This is a genomic window from Streptomyces sp. NPDC006551 (assembly GCF_040611675.1).
Lineage (GTDB): Bacteria > Actinomycetota > Actinomycetes > Streptomycetales > Streptomycetaceae > Streptomyces.
Genome location: NZ_JBEXOT010000025.1, coordinates 55,906 through 78,207, shown reverse-complemented (window position 1 = coordinate 78,207; position 22,302 = coordinate 55,906). Strand labels below are relative to the sequence as shown.

Below are 22,302 nucleotides of genomic sequence, written 5' to 3'. Positions count from 1 at the left end.
GTCGGGGGACGGTGGTTCGGGAACGGTGGTTCAGGAACGGACTTCGAGGAGCGGGACGAACTGCTCCGCGGACGTCATGGATCCGTGCACGCCGACCATCGCCGACTCGTGCGGTTCGTTGACGGAGGCGGTGACGATCACGTCGTCACGGGCCGCGGCGACGACGTCGCCGATCCTGCCGTACACCCGCTCGTCGACCGAGTCGCCGAACCAGCCGAGCGCGATGGCCTCGTCCCGGCCAGCCACCCAGAACTGCTCACCGAGCACCTCGCGCCAGCAGGTCAGAACGTCGTTCTCGGCGCCCGGCACGGCGTAGACATGGCGGGCGCGGCCTTCACCGCCGAGCAGGGCGACGCCGGCGCGCAGCTCCCAGTCCTCGTCGAAGTCGATCCGGGACTGCTCGTCGAAGGGGATGTCGACCATGCCGTGGTCCGCGGTGACGTACAGCGCGGAACGGGGCGGCAACTGGTCGGCGAGACGCTGGACGAGCCGGTCGACGAACATCAGCTGACCGCGCCAGGCGTCGGAGTCGATGCCGAAGCGGTGTCCGGCGCCGTCGAGCTCGCTGTAGTACGTGTAGACCAGCGAGCGGTCGCCGGCGGCGAGCTGCTCGGCGGAGAAGTCCATGCGTTCCTCGCCGGAGAGCCGGCCGTGAAACGTTCCGCCACTCAGCGCGATCTTGGTGAGCGGCGTGTCCTGGAAGATCGGGGAGGAGACCTGGGCGGTGTGGATCCCGGCTTCGTGGGCGAGCTGGAAGACGGTGGGGTACGGCTGCCAGACGTGGGGCGGGGTCCACGGCTTCCAGCGGAGCTGGTTCATCAGCTCGCCGGTGTCGGGGTCACGCACGGTGTAGCCGGGCAGTCCGTGCTCACCGGGGAACCGTCCGGTGCCGACCGAGGCGAGCGAGGCCGCGGTGGTGGCGGGGAACCCGGCGGTGAGGGGGCGTCCGGTGCCGCCGCGCGAGGTGGCGAGCAGCGAGGTGAGATACGGCGCCTCGTCGGGATGCTCCTTGATCTGCTCCCAGCCGAGGCCGTCGATCAGGAAGACGCAGTTCCGGTCCGCGGGGGTGAGTTCGGCGATCCGGGCGTCGAAGCCGGGCGCGCCCTGCCCGGCGACGAGGGTCGGGAGAAGGTCGGCGAGCGAGCCGGAGCCGTACTCGGGGACGGGCGCGGAGCCGGGTGCGAGCGCGGCTACGTGCGGGTATCCCCAGGCCGAGGACACGGAGGTGGGGACCGGCTCGTCCGGCCAGCCGGAGGTGGCCGTGGTGGGCTGGACCATCAGCGGGTCGCCGCGGTGGCTTCGGAGAGCGACTGCGCGAAGGCGAGGGTCTGGCGGACCGTGTCCGGCCCGTCACCGGCGTCGCTCACGCGCAGGCTGAGGTCGTCGGCGGTGGCGTTGCCGGTGTAGCCGTGGTCGGCGTCGCAGTTGGGGTCACCGCAGGCGGCGGGCTCCAGGTCGATCCGCGAGACGGCGCCCCAGCCGATGGTGAGGACGACCTCGCGGGGCAGCGTGCCGGGGGTGTACGACTCCGGGTTGGCGACGACCCGGCTGACGACGACCGAGGAGATCCGGTCGAGCTTGACCGACTCGGTGGACGTCGTGGCGTACGGCGTCGGGGAACTGGTGTCGGCGGCCTGCTCGTCGGTGTGGCTGACGATGAAACGGTTGGCCGTCAGGACGAGGACGGTGACATGGCGGCGGACCTCGTTGGAGTCGAACGTGGTCTCCTGGTGCACCAGGTACGACGCGATCGCCTCGCCACCGACGGCGGCCTCCACCGCCTCGGCCACGAGGGCCGGGTAATAGCCGCTGCGCTCGATCGCCGCGCGCAGCCCCTGGGTCGTCGTACCGGTCTTCGCCATGGACTCCATCCTAATCCGTCGGAAGGGGCGCTCCGGGCCGCTCCGGGGCTGCCCGGGCGGCGCGGTCAGTAGCTCGGCAGGCTGCGCGGGCCGAGGTCGGTACGGAGCGGGGGCGGGGCGAGGCGGACCATGGCGCCGAGGACGGAGAGGCCGCGCGAGGCCACGACCACGGGCTCCAGGGTGACCGCGACGACCTCGGGGTGGTCGTCGACGAGCCGGGAGACGCGCAGCAGCAGCTCCTGGAGGGCCGGGGTGTCGACGGGGTCGGAGCCGCGCCAGCCGAAGAGGAGGGGGGCGGTGCGGATCGACCGTACGAGCTCGGCGGCGTCCCGGTCGGTGGCCGGGACCAGCCGGTGGGACATGTCGCCGAGCAGCTCGGAGGCGGCTCCGGCGAGCCCGAAGGAGAGGACGGCGCCGACAGCCGGATCGATGGCGGACCGCACGACGGTGTCGACTCCGCGCGGCACCATCGCCTGGACGACCGGGTGGAGCTCCTCGGGCTTGCCGAGAGATTCGGTCAACTCGGCGTACGCGGTGCGGAGTTGTCCCTCGGTGGCGAGATCGAGGCGTACGCCGCCGAGGTCCGGGCGGTGGCGCAGATGGGGCGCGGTCGTCTTCAGGGCCACGGGATATCCGAGGCGGGCGGCGGCCGCGACGGCGGCGTCGGGGGTGGGCGCGGGCAGGATCGGGAGGACCGTGATCCCGTAACGCGCGAGCAGTTCGCCTGCGGCGTCGGCGTCGAGGGTCACGCCGTGGGCGTCCGCTTCCTCCCCGAGCAGCCGCTCGATCTGTTCGGCGGCCCCCGCTTCGTCGATGTTCTCGTACTCCGGTACCCGCCCCGGCTCGGCGGCCTGCCGCCGCCACTGCCCGTACCGCACGGCCTCCGCCAGCGCCCGCACGGCCCGCTCGGCGGCGGGATAGGCGGGGATGTTGCCACTGCAGGGCGCGGGCGCGGCCCCGTCCGGTCCCTCCCCACCGGGAGGGCCGTCCTCGGCGCCCTTCGTCGCCTGGGGCGGCCCGCCGACCTGGCCGCCCGTGGCGGGCGCCTCGGGCCTGACGCCGCCCGATCCGGAACCTGCGGCACCGCCGACGACCGGGCCTCCGCCGACGGGGTCCCCGGCAGCGGCGGGCGCCGCCGGGGCCGGTGGAGTGCCGGGGCTGAGCGCCGCCGGGTGGGCCGGGGCCGGTGGAGTGCCGGGGCTGAGCGCCGCCGGGTGGGCCGGGGCCGGTGGGGTGCCGGGGCTGAGCGCCGCCGGGTGGGCCGGGCCCGGTGGGGTGCCGGGGCTGGGCGTCGTCGAGGGCGCCGAGGTGCCCGGCGGGGCGGGTGCCGTCCAGGGTGCCGGTGACGGGCGCGTGCTCGTCGCCGCCGAGAGGGCTTCCGCCAGGCCGCCCATCTCGACGTGGACCACGACCACCGGCTTGGCCGGGGCCGGGGCGGAGGCGACGGCCTCGCGGAGGTGGGCAGCGAGGACCTCGCCGTCGCCGGATTCGACGGCGCCGTTCTCGCCGACCCAGGGGATCGCCGTCACGACGACCGCGTCACTGGTCTCGTCCGCGAGCGCCGCCGCCAGCGCCTCGCGAAAGTCCGCCGGGCTCGCCGCCGTGGTGAGGTCGAGCGGACGCAGCGGACGCAGCCCTTCCGTCAGGCAGGCGTCGTAGGTCAGCAGCCCGAGCGACTCGGAGTTGCCGAGGATCGCCACCCGCGGCCCGGCCGGCAGCGGCTGGCCGGCGAGGAGCAGGCCCGCGTCGACCAGTTCGGTGACCGTGTCGACCCGGATGACTCCGGCCTGCCGGAGCAGCGCGGAGACCGTGGCGTGCGGGATACGGGTGACGGGAACCCGGTGTCCGGGGGGCGCGCTCCCGCTGTGGCGGGCCCCCTTGACCACCACGACCGGCTTGACCGCCGCCGTCCGCCGCGCAAGCCGGGTGAATTTGCGGGGGTTCCCGATCGACTCCAGGTAGAGCAGGACGACGTCCGTCTCGGGGTCGTCGTACCAGTGCTGCAGGAGGTCGTTGCCGGAGACGTCGGCGCGGTTGCCCGCCGAGATGAAGGAGGAGAGTCCGGCGCCCCGCCGGTGGAGTCCGGCGAGGAGCGCGATGCCGATCGCCCCGGACTGGGTGAACAGCCCGATCCGCCCGGACGTCGGCATCTGCGGGGCGAGTGAGGCGTTCAGCCGGACACCGGCCGAGGTGTTGATGATCCCGAACGCGTTGGGCCCGATGATCCGCATGCCGTACGAGCGGGCCTGCCGCACCAGTTCGCGCTGTCGTTCCCGTCCCTGCGGCCCGCTCTCGGCGTAGCCGGCGGAGAGGACGACCAGGCCCCGCACGCCGTGCTCGCCGCAGTCGGCGACCGCCTCCGGCACCCGCTCGGCGGGGACGGTCAGGACCGCCAGGTCCACCGGCTCGCCGATGTCCGCGACGGAGCGGAAGGCCGGCACCCCGTCGAGCGAGACCGTCCCCTCGCCGAGGGCCCGGTTCACCGCGTACGTACGTCCGGTGTACCCCCCCTCCAGGAGGTTGCGCAGCACGGTCCGGCCGACGCCCCCCGGGGTGCGCCCGGCTCCGACGACGGCGACCGAGCGGGGGGCGAGCAGGCGCTGCACGGAGCGGGCTTCGGCGCGCTGTTCCCGCGCGCGCTGGACGGCGAGCGAGCGGTCGGTGGGCTCGAGGTCGAGATGGAGCCGTACCGAACCGTCCTCGAAGCTGCGCTTCTGGGTGTACCCGGCGTCCGTGAAGACCTTGATCATCTTGGTGTTCGCGGGCAGCACCTCCGCCGCGAAGCGCCTGATGTCCCGCTCCCTCGCCACCGCGGCGATGTGTTCGAGGAGCGCGGAGGCGACGCCCCTGCCCTGGTGTGCGTCCTGGACCAGGAACGCGACCTCCGCCTCGTCGGCCGGGGCGCTCGCGGGGAGCCCCTGGGCGTTGATGCGGTCGTAGCGCACGGTGGCGATGAACTCCCCGCCGACGGTCGCCGCGAGCCCCACCCGGTCCACGAAGTCGTGATGGGTGAAGCGGTGGACGTCCTTGGCGGAGAGGCGCGGGTACGGCGCGAAGAAGCGGTAGTACTTCGACTCGTCCGAGACCTGTTCGTAGAAACTGACCAGCCGGTCGGCGTCGTCGACGGTGATGGGCCTGATGCGCGCGGTCCCGCCGTCACGGAGGACGACGTCCGCTTCCCAGTGGTCGGGGTATGCGTGTTCAGGCTGTTCCTGTTCCGACGCGCTCTGCATGGGCCAAGCCTACGGCCGGGGTACGACACCGGCACCGGTCGCGCACGGCATGCGTGCCGTGCGGGGTATGGGCAAGGTAGGAAGGCCGAAGGGCCGTCGTGTCCGGGCCGGAGGTCGGTACGAGCATGTCGCGACCCGTGTGAGAGACTGGTCTAGACAACCCGCTAAGACTTGAAGGGCAACACCATGGCTGAGCGCCGCGTCAACGTCGGCTGGGCCGAGGGCCTGCACGCCCGCCCCGCCTCCATCTTCGTCCGTGCCGCCACGGCCTCCGGCGTCCCCGTGACGATCGCCAAGGCCGACGGCAACCCGGTGAACGCCGCGTCGATGCTCGCGGTGCTCGGTCTGGGCGCGCAGGGCGGCGAGGAGATCGTGCTCGCTTCGGACGCCGAGGGCGCCGAGGCCGCTCTGGACCGTCTCGCCAAGCTGGTTGCCGAGGGCCTCGAGGAGCTTCCCGAGACCGTCTGACGACACTTCACGAAGGGGCCGCGCCCGCCGTCGATCACGGCGGGCGCGGCTCCTTCGTTTTCCGTGTGGTCACTCCGGACCGGAATAAAGGGAAGCACAATTCCGGGCGACGCCATTCCCGTCGGCCTTATTTCGGGCAGCACGAATACAGCCGGAGAATTCCATCTCTTTGTATACGGCCCCGTCGTTAATTCCGGACGCTCGCGGTGTTTACGACATGTTGCGAAGCCCTCACACGCCCTCGCCCGGAGCTCTTCAGCCGGTGCAGGACCAGCGACCGCTCGGCGTGCAGGGCGGTGAGCGCACGGGCCCGCTCGGCGTCGCCGCGCGCCACGGCGTCGACGATCGCCCCGTGCTCGGCCCATGCCTCCACGGGCCGGCCGGCCGGCTCGACCACGTACATCCAGGCGATCTTGTGCCGGAGCTGGGTGAGCAGCGCCGTGAGCGCCGGGCTGCCGGACGCCTGCGCCAGAGTCTCGTGGAACCAGCCGCCGAGCGAGCGCAGATCGTCGCCCTGGCCGCGCCTGGCCCGCTCCTGGCCGAGCCTGACCAGGCCGCGCAGCACCTTGAGATGGGCTTCGGTGCGGCGCTGGGCGGCGCGGGCGGCACCCAGCGGCTCCAGCAGCGACCGCACGTCCAGCAGGTCGGCCGCCTCCTGCTCGGTGGGCTCGGCGACATGGGCCCCCGCGTGCCGGCGGGTGATCACGAACCCCTCCGATTCCAGGGTTCGCAGCGCCTCGCGGACCGGGACGCGGGAGACTCCATAGCGGCGGGCGAGCTGCTCCTCGGTCAGCCGGCTGCCGCGCTCGAAGACCCCGGAGACGATGTCGTCCCGGATCGCCGTGCATACCGAGTGCGCGGGGATGCGCATGTTCGACCTCCGCCTCAATCCGCGCGAAACCCATCCTATTGACGTCCGTCCGCCGGTTCCTCGCCGACTCTTCGATGACGGACGACTGTCCGGTGACTCTATTGCAGCGGGGCGGCAATTCCGATGGCTACCGGGAATCCATGGATATCTTTTGGCCGAGAAAAGCCCCGGCTCAGTACGAGCCGGGGCTTTTCTGACGCGGAGGGGCGCGGTCGGGTCAGACGTTCACGCCACGGGCGCGCAGGTACGCGACCGGGTTGATGTCGGAGCCGTACTCGGCGCTGGTGCGGGCCTCGAAGTGCAGGTGCGGGCCGGTGGAGTTGCCGGTCGAACCGGAGATGCCGATCCGCTCGCCCGGGGTGACGGTCTGGCCGACCGAGACACTGATGGCCGAGAGGTGCCCGTACTGGGTGTACGTGCCGTCGCTCATCCGGATGACGACGTTGTTGCCGTACGCGCCGCCCCAGCCGGCCTCCACGACGGTGCCCGAGCCCACCGAGACGACCTTGCTGCCGTAGGCGGCGTGGAAGTCGACGCCGGAGTGGCTGCCGGAGGACCAGAGGGAGCCGCCGGTCTTGTAGCCGGTGGTGACGTACGAACCGGCGATGGGGAGCTGGAAGGAGTTCAGGCGCTTGCGCTCGGCCTCACGGGCGGCGCGCTCCTTGGCCTCGCGGATCTCCTTGGCGCGGGCCTCGGCCTTGCGCTTCGCCTCGGCCTTGGCACGGGCCTCGGCCTTCGCCTTGGCGAGGGCCTCGACGGCCTCCCGCTCCTGGACGGCGGCCTGGACGTCGATCTGGTCCGCCAGGGACTCGGAGACGACGGCCTGGTTCAGGCCGGTGTCCTCGAGCGAGCGGGTGTCCGTGTCGGCGGCGAGCGCCGGGGAGGCGAGGGTTCCGATGACGCCGGTGGTGGCGAGGGCGGCGACGCCGGCGATGCCCGCGCTGCGGCGCGCCATACGGCTCGGACCACGATGCTTCCCGGTGGCACGGGTGAACGCCATGAAGTGGCTGATCCTTTCCTTCCTTCTCGCCTACCGGGTTAGCTGACGGGTTCGGAGCAGGAAGGTCTCCTACGGGCCCCTCCGCGCTCAGGCGAAGGCGTCCGATTCACCCCAGGGACTTCGTGTGGGTCCCCGGCTCCCCAGGCTCGCGCCTGACGGGGACTCGGCGATGACTGTCCGGTGCCGCGGTCGCGGCGGGTGCAACTGACGAACAGCCGGACCGACGCTAAGCGGACTGTCTTTCAATCAGCAAACAGACACGTCCTTTTGTAAGACATGCCACAGGGCAGACGGGCACCCTCTCCCGCAATACGGACAAAGACCCAACAAAGGCGAGGACCCCGACGTAGGGTGACGTCGGGGTCCTCGAAGTGGCGCTGGAGCTCCTCGATCAGCCGGTGACGACGGTCACTTCGCCGATGCCGAGCGCGCGCACGGGCTCCTCGATCTGCGCCGCGTCACCCACGAGCACGGTGACCAGACGGTCCACCGGGAAGGCGTTGACGACGGCCGCCGTCGCCTCCACCGTGCCGGTCTCGGCCAGACGCGCGTACAACTGCGCCTGGAAATCATCCGGAAGGTGCTGCTCGACCTGGTCGGCGAGCGTCCCGGCGACAGAGGCGGCCGTCTCGTACTTCAGCGGCGCCACGCCCACGAGGTTCTGCACCGCGACGTCGCGCTCCGCGTCCGTCAGCCCCTCGGCGGCGAGCGTGCGCAACACCTTCCACAGGTCGTCAAGCGCCGGGCCGGTGTTGGGGGTGTCGACGGAACCGCTGATGGCGAGCATCGCGGCGCCGTTGCCCTCGCCGTCGGAGCGGAGCACCTGGCCGAAGGCCCGCACGCCGTAGGTGTAGCCCTTCTCCTCGCGCAGGACACGGTCCAGGCGGGAGGTGAGGGTGCCACCGAGGCAGTACGTGCCGAGGACCTGGGCCGGCCAGACCCGGTCGTGCCGGTCGGCGCCGACGCGGCCGATCAGCAACTGGGTCTGGACCGCGCCGGGACGGTCCACGATGACCACGCGGCCGGTGTCGTCGGCCGTGATCGGCGGCATGCGACGCGGCTCGGTCGTGTCGCCCGTCCAGGCGCCGAGGGTCTCGGCGAGGACCTTGTCCAGGTCGACGTCGGTCAGATCGCCGACGACCACGGCGGTGGCCGTGGCGGGCCGCACGTGCGCCTCGCAGAAGGCGCGGACGGCCGCGGCGTCGATCGCGGCGACCGTCTCCTCGGTGCCCTGGCGCGGCCGGGACATGCGCGAGCCGGCCGGGAAGAGCTCCTTGGAGAGCTGCTTGGCCGCCCTGCGGGCGGGGTTCGCCGTCTCGTGCGGGATCTCGTCGAGCCGGTTGCGTACCAGCCGCTCGATCTCGGTGTCGACGAAGGCCGGGGCGATCAGGGCCTCGGAGAGCAGACCGAGCGCCTTGGGCAGCCGGGAGACCGGAACCTCCAGGGAGATCCGTACGCCCGGGTGGTCGGCGTGCGCGTCGAGCGTGGCGCCGCAGCGCTCCAGCTCCGCGGCGAACTCCTCCGCCGAGTGCTTGTCCGTCCCCTCGGAGAAGGCCCGGGCCATGATCGTCGCGACTCCGTCGAGACCCTCCGGCTCGGCGTCCAGGGGCGCGTCGAGGAAGATCTCGACGGCCACCACCTGCTGGCCGGGGCGGTGACAGCGCAGCACCGTCAGGCCGTTGTCCAGCGCGCCGCGCTCGGGGGCCGGGAATGCCCAGGGGCGGGCGGTGCCCGGCTTCGGCTGCGGGTGGAACTCCATGCTCGTCAAAGACGCGGCAGCGTCGCTCACTGGTCCGCTCCCTCTTCCTCGTCGCTCTCGCTCTGCTCGGCGGTGACCGGTTCGTAGACGAGCACCGCGCGGTTGTCGGGACGCAGCCTGGCCGCGGCGACCTCGCGCACCTCGTCGGCGGTGACGTCCAGGACCCGGTTAACGGCCGTCAGGGCGAGCTGCGGGTCGCCGAACAGCACCGCGTACCGGCACAGTTCGTCGGCGCGGCCGGCGACCGTGCCGAGCCGGTCCAGCCACTCGCGCTCCAACTGGGCCTGGGCGCGCTCCATCTCCTCGGGCGTCGGACCCTCGGCGGCGAAGCGGGCCAGCTCCTCGTCGACGGCGGACTCGATCTCTGGGACCTCGACGCCGCCCGACGTCTTCACGTCCAGCCAGCCCAGCGAGGGCGCGCCGGCCAGGCGCAGCAGGCCGAAGCCGGCCGCGACGGCCGTGCGGTCACGGCGGACCAGACGGTTGTGGAGCCGGGAGGACTCTCCGCCGCCGAGGACGGTCAGGGCCAGGTCGGCGGCGTCGCACTCGCGCGTGCCGTCGTGCGGGAGGCGGTAGGCGGCCATCAGCGCGCGGGCCGGGACCTCCTCCTCGACGACCTCGCGCAGCTGCTCGCCGATGGTGTCGGGCAGGGTGCCGTCGCGCGGGGGCCGCTTGCCGTCGTGGGACGGGATGGAGCCGAAGTACTTCTCGATCCAGGCGAGCGTCTGCTCCGGGTCGATGTCGCCGACGACCGACAGCACCGCGTTGTTCGGCGCGTAGTACGTACGGAAGAAGCTCCGCGCGTCCTCCAGGGTGGCCGCGTCCAGGTCGGCCATGGAGCCGATCGGCGTGTGGTGGTACGGGTGGCCCTCCGGGTACGCGAGGGCGGTCAGCTTCTCGAAGGCCGTGCCGTAGGGCACGTTGTCGTACCGCTGGCGGCGCTCGTTCTTGACGACGTCGCGCTGGTTCTCCATGGACTCGTCGTCCAGAGCGGCCAGCAGCGAGCCCATCCGGTCCGCCTCCAGCCAGAGCGCGAGCTCCAGCTGGTGCGTCGGCATCGTCTCGAAGTAGTTGGTGCGCTCGAAGCTCGTCGTGCCGTTGAGCGAGCCGCCCGCGCCCTGGACCAGCTCGAAGTGACCGTTTCCGTGGACCTGCTTCGAGCCCTGGAACATCAGGTGCTCGAAGAGGTGGGCGAGACCGGTGCGGCCCGCCACCTCGTGGCGCGAGCCGACGTCGTACCAGAGGCAGACCGCGGCGACCGGGGTCAGGTGGTCCTCGGAGAGCACCACGCGCAGGCCGTTGGCCAGCCGGTGCTCGGTCGCTGTCAGGCCGCCGGAGCCGGCCTCGGCCGTGGCCGTGTGACCCATGGGCATGTACGTCCCTTCGATCGCGATATGGAAAAGTCCTGCCACTGTATGCAAGCGCACCGACACCTGGCGAAGTTCCCGCAGGTTCGCCGCTTCCCTCTTCCGGGTCGCGACGGGTCGCGTACGGCCGACGACGGGCCCGCCGGGAGGGCCGAGCCCGGGTCGCGGTCGGCGTTGTCGGTGGGACGGTCCACAATGGTCCGCGTCAGATCAACCTTGTTGGTGAAGGAGCCGCAGCCGCGATGGCCCGCCGCAGCACGAAGACACCGCCGCCGGACGACGCGTTCGAGGAGCGAATCCTCGACATCGACGTCGTCGACGAGATGCAGGGCTCCTTCCTCGAGTACGCGTACTCGGTGATCTACTCCCGCGCGCTGCCGGACGCCCGCGACGGCATGAAGCCGGTGCAGCGCCGCATCGTCTACCAGATGAACGAGATGGGGCTGCGTCCCGACCGCGGCTATGTGAAGTGCGCCCGTGTCGTCGGCGAGGTCATGGGCAAGCTGCACCCGCACGGCGACGCGTCGATCTACGACGCGATGGTGCGGATGGCGCAGCCGTTCTCGATGCGGGTCCCGCTCGTCGACGGCCACGGCAACTTCGGCTCCCTCGGCAACGACGACCCGCCGGCCGCCATGCGGTACACCGAGTCCCGGATGGCCTCGGCCGCGCTGCTGATGACCGAGTCCATCGACGAGGACACGGTCGACTTCTCGCCGAACTACGACGGCCAGGAGCGGGAGCCGGTCGCGCTGCCGGCGGCGTACCCCAATCTGCTGGTCAACGGAGCCTCCGGCATCGCGGTCGGCATGGCGACCAACATGCCGCCGCACAACCTGGGCGAGGTGATCGCGGCCGCCCGGCACCTCATCCGGCACCCGAACGCCGACCTCGACGCGCTGATGCGGTTCGTGCCCGGCCCCGACCTGCCGACCGGCGGCCGGATCGTCGGCCTGTCCGGCATCAAGGACGCGTACGAGAACGGCCGCGGCACGTTCAAGATCCGCGCCACGGCGACGGTGGAGAACGTGACGGCCCGCCGCAAGGGCATCGTCGTCACCGAACTGCCCTTCACGGTCGGCCCGGAGAAGGTCATCTCCAAGATCAAGGATCTGGTCGGCTCCAAGAAGCTCCAGGGCATCGCCGACGTCAAGGACCTCACCGACCGCAGCCACGGCCTGCGCCTGGTCATCGAGGTCAAGAACGGCTTCGTGCCCGAGGCGGTCCTGGAGCAGCTCTACAAGCTGACGCCGATGGAGGAGTCCTTCGGCATCAACAACGTGGCCCTGGTCGACGGCCAGCCGCTCACGCTGGGCCTCAAGGAGCTGCTCGAGGTCTATCTCGACCACCGCTTCACCGTCGTGCGCCGCCGCTCCGAGTTCCGCCGGAGCAAGAAGCGCGACCGGCTGCACCTCGTCGAGGGCCTGCTCGTCGCGCTCCTCGACATCGACGAGGTCATCCGTCTCATCCGCTCCAGCGAGAACTCCGCGCAGGCCAAGGAGCGCCTGATCGAGCACTTCTCGCTGAGCGAGATCCAGACGCAGTACATCCTGGACACCCCGCTGCGCCGGCTCACGAAGTTCGACCGGATCGAGCTGGAGTCCGAGCGGGACCGGCTCAACGGCGAGATCGACGAGCTGACCGGGATCCTGGAGTCCGACTCCGAGCTGCGCAAGCTGGTCTCCTCCGAACTGGCCGCGGTGGCGAAGAAGTTCGGCACCGACCGGCGTACGGTCCTCCTGGAGTCGGCGGGCGCGCCGGTCGCGGCCGCGTCCCTGGAGGTCGCGGACGACCCGTGCCGGGTGTTGCTCTCCTCGACCGGTCTCCTGGCCCGTACGGCGACGGCGGAGCTTCCGGCCGCCGAGGACGGCAGGCGCGTCAAGCACGATGTGATCGTCTCGGCGGTCCCGGCGACGCAGCGCGGTGACGTCGGCGTGGTGACGTCGGCCGGGCGGCTGTTGCGGCTCGCGGTGATCGACCTGCCGCAGCTGCCGGACACCGCCGCCGCTCCGAACCTCGCGGGCGGGGCGCCGCTGGCGGAGTTCCTGACCCTGGGGGACGACGAGACGGTGGTCTGTCTGACCACGCTCGACGAGTCCTCGCCGGGTCTGGCGATCGGCACGCTCCAGGGCGTGGTGAAGCGCGTGGTGCCGGACTATCCGGCGAACAAGGAAGAGCTGGAGGTCATCACCCTCAAGGAGGGTGACCGGATCGTCGGCGCGACCGAGCTGCGGACGGGCGAGGAGGACCTGGTCTTCATCACCTCCGACGCCCAGCTGCTGCGCTACCAGGCCTCGCAGGTACGTCCCCAGGGGCGCCCGGCGGGCGGCATGGCGGGCGTCAAGCTCGCGGCCGGCGCCGAGGTGATCTCGTTCACGGCGGTGGACCCGGCCGCGGACGCGGTGGTGTTCACGGTCGCGGGCTCGACGGGCACGCTGGACGGTTCGGCGGCCACGTCGGCGAAGCTGACCCCGTTCGACCAGTACCCCCGCAAGGGGCGCGCGACGGGTGGTGTGCGCTGCCAGCGGTTCCTGAAGGGCGAGGACGTGCTCATCCTCGCCTGGGCGGGCGCCGCCCCGGCGCGCGCGGCCCAGCAGAACGGCACGCCGGTGGACCTCCCCGAGATCGACCCTCGCCGGGACGGTTCGGGTACGCCCCTGCCGAAGCCGATCGCGGTCCTGGCGGGCCCGGCGAGCTAGTGACCTGAGTCGGAGGTTCTTCGGTAGATCGTCGCTGCGGTCCATCCGCATAGATCCGAGGGCGCTCACGAACGCCGCTGGCCACAGGCTCATCGGCCGCCGCCGATGCACTAGGTGTCCAGCAGGAACTGCCTATGGATCTCCGACTCAGGTCACTAGGGGGCCTCCGGCGGACCAGGGCGGACAGGCCCTAAAGGGCCTCCGGCTCTTCCTCCGTCTGTCGTACGTACCGCAGGACACCCCACATGCTGTGTTCGTCCGGGGTGTCCTGCGGACCGGTCAGCTCACAGGCGGCGAGCTCCTTGCGCAGCGCCTCGGCGTCGATGCCGGAGCCGATGAGGACGAGCTGGGTCAGGCGCTCCCCGGCCTCCGGCCAGGGCTCGGGGTAGAAGCGCAGGAACCGGCCGACCGCGTGGACGCCGTACCGGTTCACCGGGTCGGCCTCGCCGAAGTCGACGAAGCCCTTCATGCGGTAGAGGCCGTGGGGGCGGGAGTCTAGGAAGTCCATCAGGCGGCGCGGGTGCAGCGCGGTCCCGGTGGAGAGGGAGAGCGTCTCGTAGGCGGCGTGCGGATGGGCCGCCTGGTCCTCGTCCGCGTACAGCAGGTCCTCGATGGACATCTGTCCCTCGATCTCGCCCTCGGGCACGACCCGGTCGAAGAGGACCTCGGGGTCGATCCGTCCGTGTGCGGCGCGGATCACCGCGGCGCGCCCGGCCAGCCCGGCGACGGTGCCGTGGACGGCGTCCAGCTCGCGCTCCGCCACCCGGTCGGTCTTGTTGACGACGACCAGGTCGGCCAGGGCGAGATGCCGGTCGGTCTCGGGGTGCCGCGCCCGCGTGGCGGAGAACTCGGCGGCGTCGACGACCTGCACGAGCCCGCCGTACACGATCCGCTCGTTCTCGCTGGCGAGCACCATCCGCACGAGTTCCTGCGGCTCGGCGAGACCGCTCGCCTCGATGACGATCACATCGAGCCGCGCGGACGGCCGGGTGAGTACCTCCAGGTACTCGTCCAGCTCGCTCGCGTCGACGGCGCAGCACAGACAGCCGTTGCCGAGCGACACGGTGGAGCCGACCTGCCCGGCGACGGTCATGGCGTCGATCCCGATGTCCCCGAAGTCGTTGACCATGACCCCGATCCGGGTCCCTCGGGCGCTGCGCAGCAGATGATTGAGCAGCGTCGTCTTGCCCGACCCCAGAAACCCGGAGAGAACGACGACGGGGATCTGCTGCGTGTTCAAGGAAACCTTCCGATCTCTCGATGCCCTGACGAAACCCCCAGAATAGGACCGGCCCCGCAGCCGCCCCCGGTGCGGCACCGCCCACAGGGCGACCGGCACCTCTGCCACCCGACCCGCACGGTGCGCGTGGAACCTCCAGCCCGGCGAAAGGCCGGGCGCACCCCCACCGGCCCGGACCCGACCACGACGCCCCACCCACACCCCGACCACGCCCCGCACCCAGCGGCCCGGCGCCCCCGGCCGGTACGCCCCGCCCCCGTCGAGATTTCCGGTCGCGCTCCCCCTCCCCGTACCGTTCCTGCATGAGCCCCGCACCGACCACCCCCGCGCGGCCCCCCGTGCGCCGTCGGCGGATCGGCTGGCCGCAGCGGGTCTTCTCGCAGGTCCTCCTCATGCAGCTGGCCATCGCCACCGGCGTGACCGTGCTCGCCACCGGCCTCTTCCTCGCACCGCTCAGCGCCCAGCTCGACGACCAGGCCATGCGCCGCGCTCTCGCCATCGCCGAGACCACGGCGTCCCCACAGGTCGCCGCCGCGCTGCGGGACTCCGCGCCCTCCGCGTCCGGCCCCGTGCAGACGGAGGCCGAGCGGATCCGGCGATCCACCGGCGCCGAGTACGTCGTCGTCATGGACACCCGGGGCGTGCGCTGGTCGCACACCGATCCCGCGCAGATCGGCAGGATCGTCTCCACCGACCCCAGCTCGGCTCTCGCCGGCCGCGAGGTGATGGAGATCGACAGCGGCACCCTCGGCCGCTCCGCCCGCGGCAAGGCCCCCCTGAGGGGCGCCGACGGGACCATCGTCGGCGCCGTGTCGGTCGGCATCGAGTACGACAGCGTCCATGACCGGCTGCTCGGGGCGATCCCCGGCCTCCTCGCGTACGCCGGCGGCGCCCTGGCGGCCGGAGCCCTCGCCGCGTACCTCATCTCGCGCAGGCTCCAGCGGCAGACCCACGACCTCGCCTTCTCCGACATCTCCGCGCTGCTCGCCGAGCGCGAGGCGATGCTCCACGGCATTCGCGAGGGTGTCGTCGCGCTCGACCGCACCGGCCGGATACGGCTGATGAACGACGAGGCCCAGCGCCTCCTCGGGATCGGCCCCGAGGCCACCGGCCGCCCGCTGGAGGACGCGCTCGGCTCCGGGCGCACCGCCGATGTGCTGGCCGGTCGCGTCACCGGCGAGGACCTGGTGACCGTCCGCGGGCACCGGGTACTGATCGCCAACCGGATGCCGACCGACGACGGCGGCGCCGTCGCCACCCTGCGTGACCGCACCGAGCTGGAGCGGCTCGGCCGCGAGCTGGACGCCACCCGCGGCCTGATCGACGCGCTGCGGGCCCAGGATCACGAACACGCCAACCGTCTGCACACCCTCCTCGGCCTCCTGGAGCTGGAGATGCACGAGGAGGCGGTCGAGTTCGTCACCGAGGTCGTCGGCGTCCACCGCGCCACCGCCGAACAGGTCACGGAGAAGATCCACGACCCGCTGCTCGCCGCCCTCCTCGTCGGCAAGGCCACGGTCGCCGCCGAGCGGGGCGTCTCGCTGCGGATCGCGCACGACTCCCTGCTCCCCGACCGTCTGGTCGACCCGCGCGAACTGGTCACCGTCGTCGGCAACCTCGTCGACAACGCGCTGGACGCCGCGGCCGGCACCGCCGGCGCCCGCGTCGAGGTCGCCCTGGGCACGGAGGACCGCACCGTCGTCCTGCGCGTCGCGGACAGCGGCCCCGGCGTCCCGGAGGACCGGCGCGAGCTGATCTTCACGGAGGGCTGGACCACGAAGGAGCTGCCGTCCCACGGCAAGCGCGGCCTGGGTCTCGCGCTGGTCCGCAGGCTCGCCGAGCGTCAGGGAGGCAGCGCCCGGGTCGGCGAGGGCCCCGACGGAGGCGCCGAGTTCACCGTCGTACTCCCGGAGGCGCTGACCGAGCCTGAGCGCGCCGCAGCGGCGGGTGACCGGCGATGATCGACGTGCTCGTCGTCGACGACGACGTACGGGTCGCGCGGATCAACGCCGCCTATGTGACGAAGGTGCCCGGCTTTCAGGTGGTCGCCACCGCCCACTCGACCGCCGAGGCCCTCGCCCGCCTGGCCGAGATGCCGGTCGACCTGATCCTGCTCGACCACTACCTCCCGGACGAGAACGGCCTCGCGGTCGTGCGGGAACTGCGTCGGCTGGGCCACCATACCGACGTGATCATGGTGACGGCAGCGCGGGACGTGGCGACCGTCCAGGCGGCGATGCGGCACGGTGCGCTCCAGTACCTGGTCAAGCCGTTCACCTTCGCCGGGCTGCGCACCAAGCTGGAGGCCTACGCGGCGCTGCGCCGCACCCTCGACGGCGGTGGCGAGGCGGAACAGGCCGAGGTGGACCGGATCTTCGGCGCGCTGTCGGTGAGCGGGGCGGAACCCGTCCTGCCCAAGGGGCACTCCCCCACCACCGCCGAGCTGGTGCGCCAGGTGCTGCTCGCCGCCGACGGCGCCCTGTCGACGCAGGAGATCGCCGAGCGGGCGGGGGTGAGCCGGCAGACGGCCCAGCGCTATCTCAAGCTGCTGGAGCGCACCGGCCGGGTGCGGCTCTCCCTGCGGTACGGCGAGACGGGCCGCCCCGAGCACCGGTACGTGTGGGCCGGCTCCGCGGGCTGAACCTCACACGGCCCCCGCGCCGGTCAGCGCCCGGACCTCCGTCTCGGCGTGCTTCGCCGCGTCCGGCGGCTCGTGCGAGGTGACGGTCCCGATCCAGCCGGCCAGGAAGCCCAGCGGGATGGAGACCACTCCCGGGTTCTGCAGCGGGAAGAGATGGAAGTCGACGCCTGGGAAGAGTGCGTCCGGGCTGCCGGAGACGACCGGTGAGAGGACGACGAGCAGGACCGCCGGCAACAGCCCTCCGTACACCGACCAGACGGCTCCCCTGGTGGTGAAGTTCCGCCAGAACAGCGAGTACAGCAGCACCGGGAGGTTGGCGGAGGCGGCGACGGCGAAGGCGAGGCCGACCAGGAACGCCACGTTCAGGTCGCGGGCCAGCAGCCCGAGCCCGATCGCCGCCGCACCGATCCCGGCGGCGGCCAGCCGTGCCACGGTCACCTCGCTGTACTTCCTGGTCCGTCCGTGGCGACGGCGCAGCGAGGCGTACAGATCGTGGGCGACGGATGCGGAGGAGGCGAGCGTGATCCCGGCGACGACGGCCAGGATCGTCGCGAAGGCGACGGCGGCGACGATCGCGAAGAGCACGGTGCCGCCCGTGGAGCCCGCTCCCCCGCCGAGGTCGAGTGCGAGCAGCGGTACGGCGGTGTTGCCCGCGGCGTTGGAGGCGCGTACGTCGTCGGGGCCGATGATGGCGGCCGCTCCGAAGCCGAGGACGATCGTCATCAGGTAGAAGCTGCCGATCAGGCCGATGGCCCAGACGACGGAGCGGCGGGCGGCTCGCGCGGTGGGCACGGTGTAGAAGCGGGCCAGGATGTGGGGCAGGCCCGCGGTGCCGAGGACCAGGGCGATGCCGAGGCTGATGAAGTCCAGGCGGGCGGTCCAGTCCCCGCCGTAGCGCAGCCCCGGCGCGAGGAAGTCCCGGCCGTGGCCGCTGCGTTCGGCGGCGGCGGTGAGCAGCTGGCCGAAGTCGCCGTGGAAGCGGAGGAGGACGAGCACGGTGAGGGCGATCGTGCCGGCCATGAGCAGCACGGCCTTGACGATCTGGATCCAGGTGGTGGCGCGCATGCCGCCCAGGGATACGTAGATCACCATCAGGGCGCCGACGCCGATCACCGTCCAGGAGCGGGCGGCTTCGCTCGTACCGCCGAGGAGGAGGGCGACGAGGCTGCCCGCGCCGACCATCTGGGCCACCAGGTAGAGCACGGATACGGTGACGGAGGAGGTTCCGGCGGCGATCCGGACCGGGCGCTCGGTCATCCGGGCGGCGACGACGTCGGCGAGGGTGAACCGGCCGCAGTTGCGGACCAGTTCGGCGACCAGGAGCAGGACGACCAGCCAGGCGACCAGGAAGCCGACGGAGTAGAGCATGCCGTCGTAGCCGAAGAGGGCGATGAGTCCGGAGATGCCGAGGAAGGAGGCGGCGGACATGTAGTCACCGGCGATGGCGAAACCGTTCTCCATGGGCGAGAACAGCCGGCCGCCGGCGTAGAACTCCTCGGGCGAGCCGTGCCGGTTGCGGCTCACCCAGGTGGTGATCGCCAGCGTCACCGCGATGAAGGCGCTGAACAGCAGCAGCGCCACTGTCTGATGGTTGCCGGTCACCGCTGGACCCCCCGCGTCATCTCCTGGGTGTCCCACCGCAGTTCCAGCGCCGCCCGGTCCCTGCGCAGCCGGGCGTGGCGGGCGTAGGCCCACGTCAGCAGGAAGGTGCTGAGGAACTGACCGAGTCCCGCGACCATCGCCACGTTGACCGCTCCGACGACGGGCCGGGCCATCAGTCCGGGCGCGACGGTCGCCGCCACGACATAGGCGAGGTACCAGAGGAGGAAGGCGAGCGCCGCCGGGATCACGAACCGCCGGTAGCTGCGGCGTACTTCCTGGAACGCCGGACTGCGCTGGACCTCCAGATAGACGTCCGCCTCGCTGTGCGCCGGCCGCTGCGGCGGTACGGACCCGGCCGCCTCCGCGGCCGTACGCGCCTCCTCGCCGGCCGGTGCGTCCGTGTCGGCGGGCTCGCCCCAGCCGGAGGCCAGGGCGTCGTACCAGGGGTCGTCGATACGGACCGCCGGACCGCCGGTCCGCCCCGCGGGGGCGTCCGGCCCTTCCTGCTTCTCCACCGGTGAACTCTCCTTGTCAGCGAACCGTTTCGGCCGCGTGCACAAGGATGGACAGAGCGGGAAGATCCAGGACTCTTCTCCTCCCCCACTTCACCCCATCAGGTGATGGAATCGCCGGTCGGCGTGATCGGAGCGCGCTCACGCCCGGGAGCCGGGGGCAGCACGGCGGCTGCCGCCGAGCCCCCGCCGGAAGCACCTCGGCGCCCCCGGAGGCGCTCCCTCGCGTGAGGGGCACGGCCCGGGGGCGTGAGCGGGAGGTCAGGCGTCGATGCGCGAGCGGTCCAGGGTCGCCGCCGAGCTGGTGATGAACTCCTTGCGGGGAGCCACGTCGTTGCCCATGAGCAGGTCGAAGACCTGCTCGGAGGAGTCCAGGTCGCCGATGTTGATCCGGCGCAGGGTGCGGTGGCGCGGGTCCATGGTGGTCTCCGCCAGCTGGTCGGCGTCCATCTCACCCAGGCCCTTGTAGCGCTGGATGGCGTCCTTGTAGCGGACGCCCTTGCGCTGGTACTCCAGCAGGGTCTGGCGCAGCTCGTTGTCCGAATACGTGTAGACGTACTTGTCCTGGCCCTTCTTGGGCTGGACCAGTTCGATGCGGTGCAGCGGCGGCACGGCGGCGAAGACGCGTCCGGCCTCGACCATCGGCCGCATGTAGCGCTGGAAGAGCGTCAGCAGCAGGCACCGGATGTGCGCGCCGTCGACGTCGGCGTCGACGAGGAGCACGATCTTGCCGTAGCGGGCCGCGTCGATGTCGAAGGTGCGGCCCGAGCCGGCTCCTATGACCTGGATGATCGCGCCGCACTCGGCGTTCTTGAGCATGTCCGAGACGGAGGACTTCTGGACGTTGAGGATCTTTCCGCGGATCGGCAGCAGCGCCTGGAACTCGCTGTTGCGGGCGAGCTTGGCGGTGCCGAGGGCGGAGTCACCCTCGACGATGAAGAGCTCGCTGCGCTCGACGTCGTCGCTGCGGCAGTCGGCGAGCTTGGCCGGCAGGGAGGAGGTCTCCAACGCGGTCTTCCTGCGCTGCGCCTCCTTGTGCTGGCGGGCCGCGATACGGGTCCTGGCGGCCGCCACGGCCTTCTCCAGGACCGCCCGGGCCTGGGCCTTGGCGTCGCGCTTGGTGGACGTCAGGAAGGCCTTCAGCTCCTTCGCGACCACGTTGGCGACGATCCGGCGGGCGGCGGAGGTGCCGAGCACCTCCTTGGTCTGGCCCTCGAACTGCGGCTCCGCGAGGCGGACCGTGACGACGGCCGTGAGCCCCTCCAGGGCGTCGTCCTTGACGATGTCGTCCTCGGCGACGCGCAGCATCTTGGTGGAGCGCAGCACCTCGTTGACCGTCTTGGTGATGGCCTGCTCGAAGCCGGAGACGTGGGTGCCGCCCTTGGGGGTGGCGATGATGTTGACGAACGACTTGACCGTGCTGTCGTAGCCTGTGCCCCAGCGCAGGGCCACGTCGACGCCCAGCTCACGGGTGACCTCGGTCGGGGTCATGTGCCCGCGGTCGTCCAGGACCGGGACGGTCTCCTTGAAGGTGCCGTGGCCGCTCAGCCGCTGCACGTCGCAGACGGCCTTGTCCTGGGCGAGGAACTCGCAGAACTCGCTGATGCCGCCGTCGAAGCGGAAGGTCTCCTCGCTCTTGCCGACCCCCTCCAGGTCCCGCTCGTCGCGGACGACGATCGTCAGGCCGGGTACGAGGAAGGCCGTCTGGCGGGCGCGCTGGTGGAGGTTCTCCAGGGAGAGCTTGGCGTCCTTGAGGAAGATCTGCCGGTCGGCCCAGTACCGCACCCGGGTGCCGGTGCGGGTCTTGGGCACACGCTTGCCCTTGAGCAGTCCGTTGCCCGGGTCGAAGGGACTGTCGGGCCCCTGCTCGGTGAAGATCCCGGGGACGCCCCGGCGGAAGCTGATCGCGTGCGTGGCGCCGTTCCGGTCGACCTCGACGTCGAGCCGGGCCGACAGGGCGTTCACCACGGAGGCGCCGACGCCGTGGAGACCGCCGGAGGCCGCGTACGAGCCACCGCCGAACTTTCCGCCGGCGTGGAGCTTGGTCATGACGACCTCGACACCGGACAGTCCGGTCTTGGGCTCGACGTCGACCGGGATGCCCCGGCCGTTGTCGCGCACCTCGACGGAGCCGTCGTCGTGGAGGACGACGTCGATGTGGTCGCAGTATCCGCCGAGGGCCTCGTCGACGGAGTTGTCGATGATCTCCCAGAGGCAGTGCATCAGGCCGCGGCTGTCGGTGGACCCGATGTACATACCGGGGCGCTTGCGAACCGCTTCGAGCCCTTCGAGTACGAGCAGGTGCCGCGCGGTGTAGTTGGAACCGTCACGGTCTGCGGTCAGCAGCGCACTGGACGGCACGGACGTTTCGGCGGTCACGCGGTTCGCTCCTCGCTGAATTTGAAAACTGGCCCGGTGGGGTAAGGCCCGGCGTCGGTCACCGGTCAGAGGGTACCGATGCCTGGTAGAGCCGTTGTCACGCCACCCTCCTGATTCCTCATGCTAGTCCAGAGCCGCACGGGTGTTCGATCCCTCGATGGGGTGACGTGAACATCACGTTCCCTTCCAGGCATGAACCATTTAGGCTCCGGGCACGTCCTCATGAACAACCGGCAAGCCAGCCGGGAGGACGATCCGACCCAAGCAACGCGAAATCCGTAGAGCGACGCAATACGGCTCATTCGCCGCCAACCGGCAGCAGTCAGCCACCTTGGGAAAAAGTTTCAAGGAAAAGGCACGAGCGGGAACGTTTTCGGCCTGGTTGGATGTTGACCCTGGTACGACAGCTCGTCGAGCTAGAGAAGAGGCGACGTGACTACTGTTCTGACCCCCGCGAGCCCCCTGACGGCCGCTGACCGCTGCGACCGCTGCGGCGCCCAGGCGTACCTGCGCGTCGTCCTGGTCAGCGGCGGTGACTTGCTCTTCTGCGCGCACCACGGGCGTAAGTTCGAGCCGGAACTCAAGAAGATCGCCGCGGAAATACAGGATGAGACGGACCGGCTCACCGACGTGCCGGCCAAGGCAGTAGACGAGGACCGCTGACGCCTC

The 22,302-nt window shown here is 71.5% G+C and carries 16 protein-coding genes and 1 riboswitch; of the genes, 5 read left to right on the top strand and 11 right to left on the bottom strand.

Features of this window, described 5'->3' with window-relative positions:
* Positions 1-30: 30 nt before the first annotated feature.
* The 3 genes from ABZY12_RS21920 to ABZY12_RS21910 form a co-directional block, all read right to left on the bottom strand.
* Entirely contained in the window at positions 31-1,278 is a 1,248-nt protein-coding gene (locus ABZY12_RS21920; RefSeq protein ID WP_356892776.1) for a nucleotide pyrophosphatase/phosphodiesterase family protein, read from the bottom strand.
* Positions 1,278-1,862, bottom strand: coding sequence for a DUF5998 family protein (locus ABZY12_RS21915; protein ID WP_158991310.1), 585 nt, complete (start codon positions 1,860-1,862; stop codon positions 1,278-1,280). The genes ABZY12_RS21920 and ABZY12_RS21915 overlap by 1 nt, the downstream gene beginning before the upstream one ends.
* 65 nt (positions 1,863-1,927) lie before the next feature.
* Positions 1,928-5,095, bottom strand: coding sequence for a GNAT family N-acetyltransferase (locus ABZY12_RS21910; RefSeq protein ID WP_356892773.1), 3,168 nt, complete (start codon positions 5,093-5,095; stop codon positions 1,928-1,930).
* Between the two features lie 186 nt (positions 5,096-5,281).
* On the opposite strand from ABZY12_RS21910, the gene ABZY12_RS21905 reads away from it, so the two are divergent.
* Positions 5,282-5,563 carry an HPr family phosphocarrier protein gene (locus tag ABZY12_RS21905; RefSeq protein ID WP_356892771.1) on the top strand — a complete coding sequence of 94 codons (282 nt, stop codon included), beginning with the start codon at positions 5,282-5,284 and terminating at the stop codon, positions 5,561-5,563.
* A gap of 187 nt (positions 5,564-5,750) precedes the next feature.
* On the opposite strand, the gene ABZY12_RS21900 is transcribed toward ABZY12_RS21905, so the two are convergent.
* The 4 genes from ABZY12_RS21900 to ABZY12_RS21885 all read right to left on the bottom strand — a co-directional run bounded on the left by ABZY12_RS21900 (position 5,751) and on the right by ABZY12_RS21885 (position 10,566).
* Positions 5,751-6,434: a GntR family transcriptional regulator gene (locus tag ABZY12_RS21900; protein WP_356892769.1), complete on the bottom strand. Its 684-nt coding sequence runs from the start codon at positions 6,432-6,434 to the stop codon at positions 5,751-5,753.
* 217 nt (positions 6,435-6,651) lie between these two features.
* Positions 6,652-7,434, bottom strand: a complete 783-nt coding sequence (locus ABZY12_RS21895) for a M23 family metallopeptidase (protein WP_356892767.1) — start codon at positions 7,432-7,434, stop codon at positions 6,652-6,654.
* Between the two features lie 12 nt (positions 7,435-7,446).
* Positions 7,447-7,613: riboswitch (cyclic di-AMP (ydaO/yuaA leader) on the bottom strand.
* Positions 7,614-7,825: 212 nt separating this feature from the next.
* Positions 7,826-9,223 carry a pitrilysin family protein gene (locus ABZY12_RS21890; RefSeq protein ID WP_356892765.1) on the bottom strand — a complete coding sequence of 466 codons (1,398 nt, stop codon included), beginning with the start codon at positions 9,221-9,223 and terminating at the stop codon, positions 7,826-7,828.
* Positions 9,220-10,566: a pitrilysin family protein gene (locus ABZY12_RS21885; protein ID WP_356892763.1), complete on the bottom strand. Its 1,347-nt coding sequence runs from the start codon at positions 10,564-10,566 to the stop codon at positions 9,220-9,222. Before ABZY12_RS21885 ends, ABZY12_RS21890 begins: the two co-directional genes overlap by 4 nt.
* Positions 10,567-10,802: 236 nt before the next feature.
* Between ABZY12_RS21885 and ABZY12_RS21880 the strand changes: the two genes are divergently transcribed.
* Positions 10,803-13,259, top strand: coding sequence for a DNA topoisomerase IV subunit A (locus ABZY12_RS21880; RefSeq protein WP_356892761.1), 2,457 nt, complete (start codon positions 10,803-10,805; stop codon positions 13,257-13,259).
* 190 nt (positions 13,260-13,449) lie between these two features.
* Here the strand turns inward: ABZY12_RS21880 and ABZY12_RS21875 are convergent, their stop codons facing one another.
* A complete protein-coding gene (locus ABZY12_RS21875) occupies positions 13,450-14,499 on the bottom strand; it encodes a CobW family GTP-binding protein (protein ID WP_356892759.1) in 1,050 nt (349 codons plus the stop codon).
* A gap of 302 nt (positions 14,500-14,801) precedes the next feature.
* Between ABZY12_RS21875 and ABZY12_RS21870 the strand changes: the two genes are divergently transcribed.
* Positions 14,802-16,460, top strand: coding sequence for a sensor histidine kinase (locus ABZY12_RS21870; protein WP_356892757.1), 1,659 nt, complete (start codon positions 14,802-14,804; stop codon positions 16,458-16,460).
* Complete coding sequence (locus ABZY12_RS21865) at positions 16,457-17,140, top strand: response regulator (RefSeq protein WP_356892755.1); 684 nt, start codon at positions 16,457-16,459, stop codon at positions 17,138-17,140. Before ABZY12_RS21870 ends, ABZY12_RS21865 begins: the two co-directional genes overlap by 4 nt.
* A gap of 3 nt (positions 17,141-17,143) precedes the next feature.
* On the opposite strand, the gene ABZY12_RS21860 is transcribed toward ABZY12_RS21865, so the two are convergent.
* From ABZY12_RS21860 to ABZY12_RS21850, 3 genes are all read right to left on the bottom strand, one after another.
* Positions 17,144-18,742: a cation acetate symporter gene (locus ABZY12_RS21860; protein ID WP_356892753.1), complete on the bottom strand. Its 1,599-nt coding sequence runs from the start codon at positions 18,740-18,742 to the stop codon at positions 17,144-17,146.
* The gene (locus ABZY12_RS21855) at positions 18,739-19,257 is read right to left on the bottom strand and encodes a DUF485 domain-containing protein (RefSeq protein ID WP_356892751.1); all 519 of its coding nucleotides are present in this window, start codon (positions 19,255-19,257) and stop codon (positions 18,739-18,741) included. Before ABZY12_RS21855 ends, ABZY12_RS21860 begins: the two co-directional genes overlap by 4 nt.
* Positions 19,258-19,515: 258 nt before the next feature.
* On the bottom strand, positions 19,516-21,633 hold the full coding sequence (locus tag ABZY12_RS21850; RefSeq protein ID WP_356892749.1) for a DNA topoisomerase IV subunit B: 2,118 nt from the start codon (positions 21,631-21,633) through the stop codon (positions 19,516-19,518).
* A 432-nt stretch (positions 21,634-22,065) separates the two neighbouring features.
* Here ABZY12_RS21850 and ABZY12_RS21845 point away from each other — a divergent pair, with 432 nt between their 5' ends.
* The gene (locus tag ABZY12_RS21845) at positions 22,066-22,296 is read left to right on the top strand and encodes a hypothetical protein (protein ID WP_356892747.1); all 231 of its coding nucleotides are present in this window, start codon (positions 22,066-22,068) and stop codon (positions 22,294-22,296) included.
* The last annotated feature ends 6 nt before the right edge of the window (positions 22,297-22,302 follow it).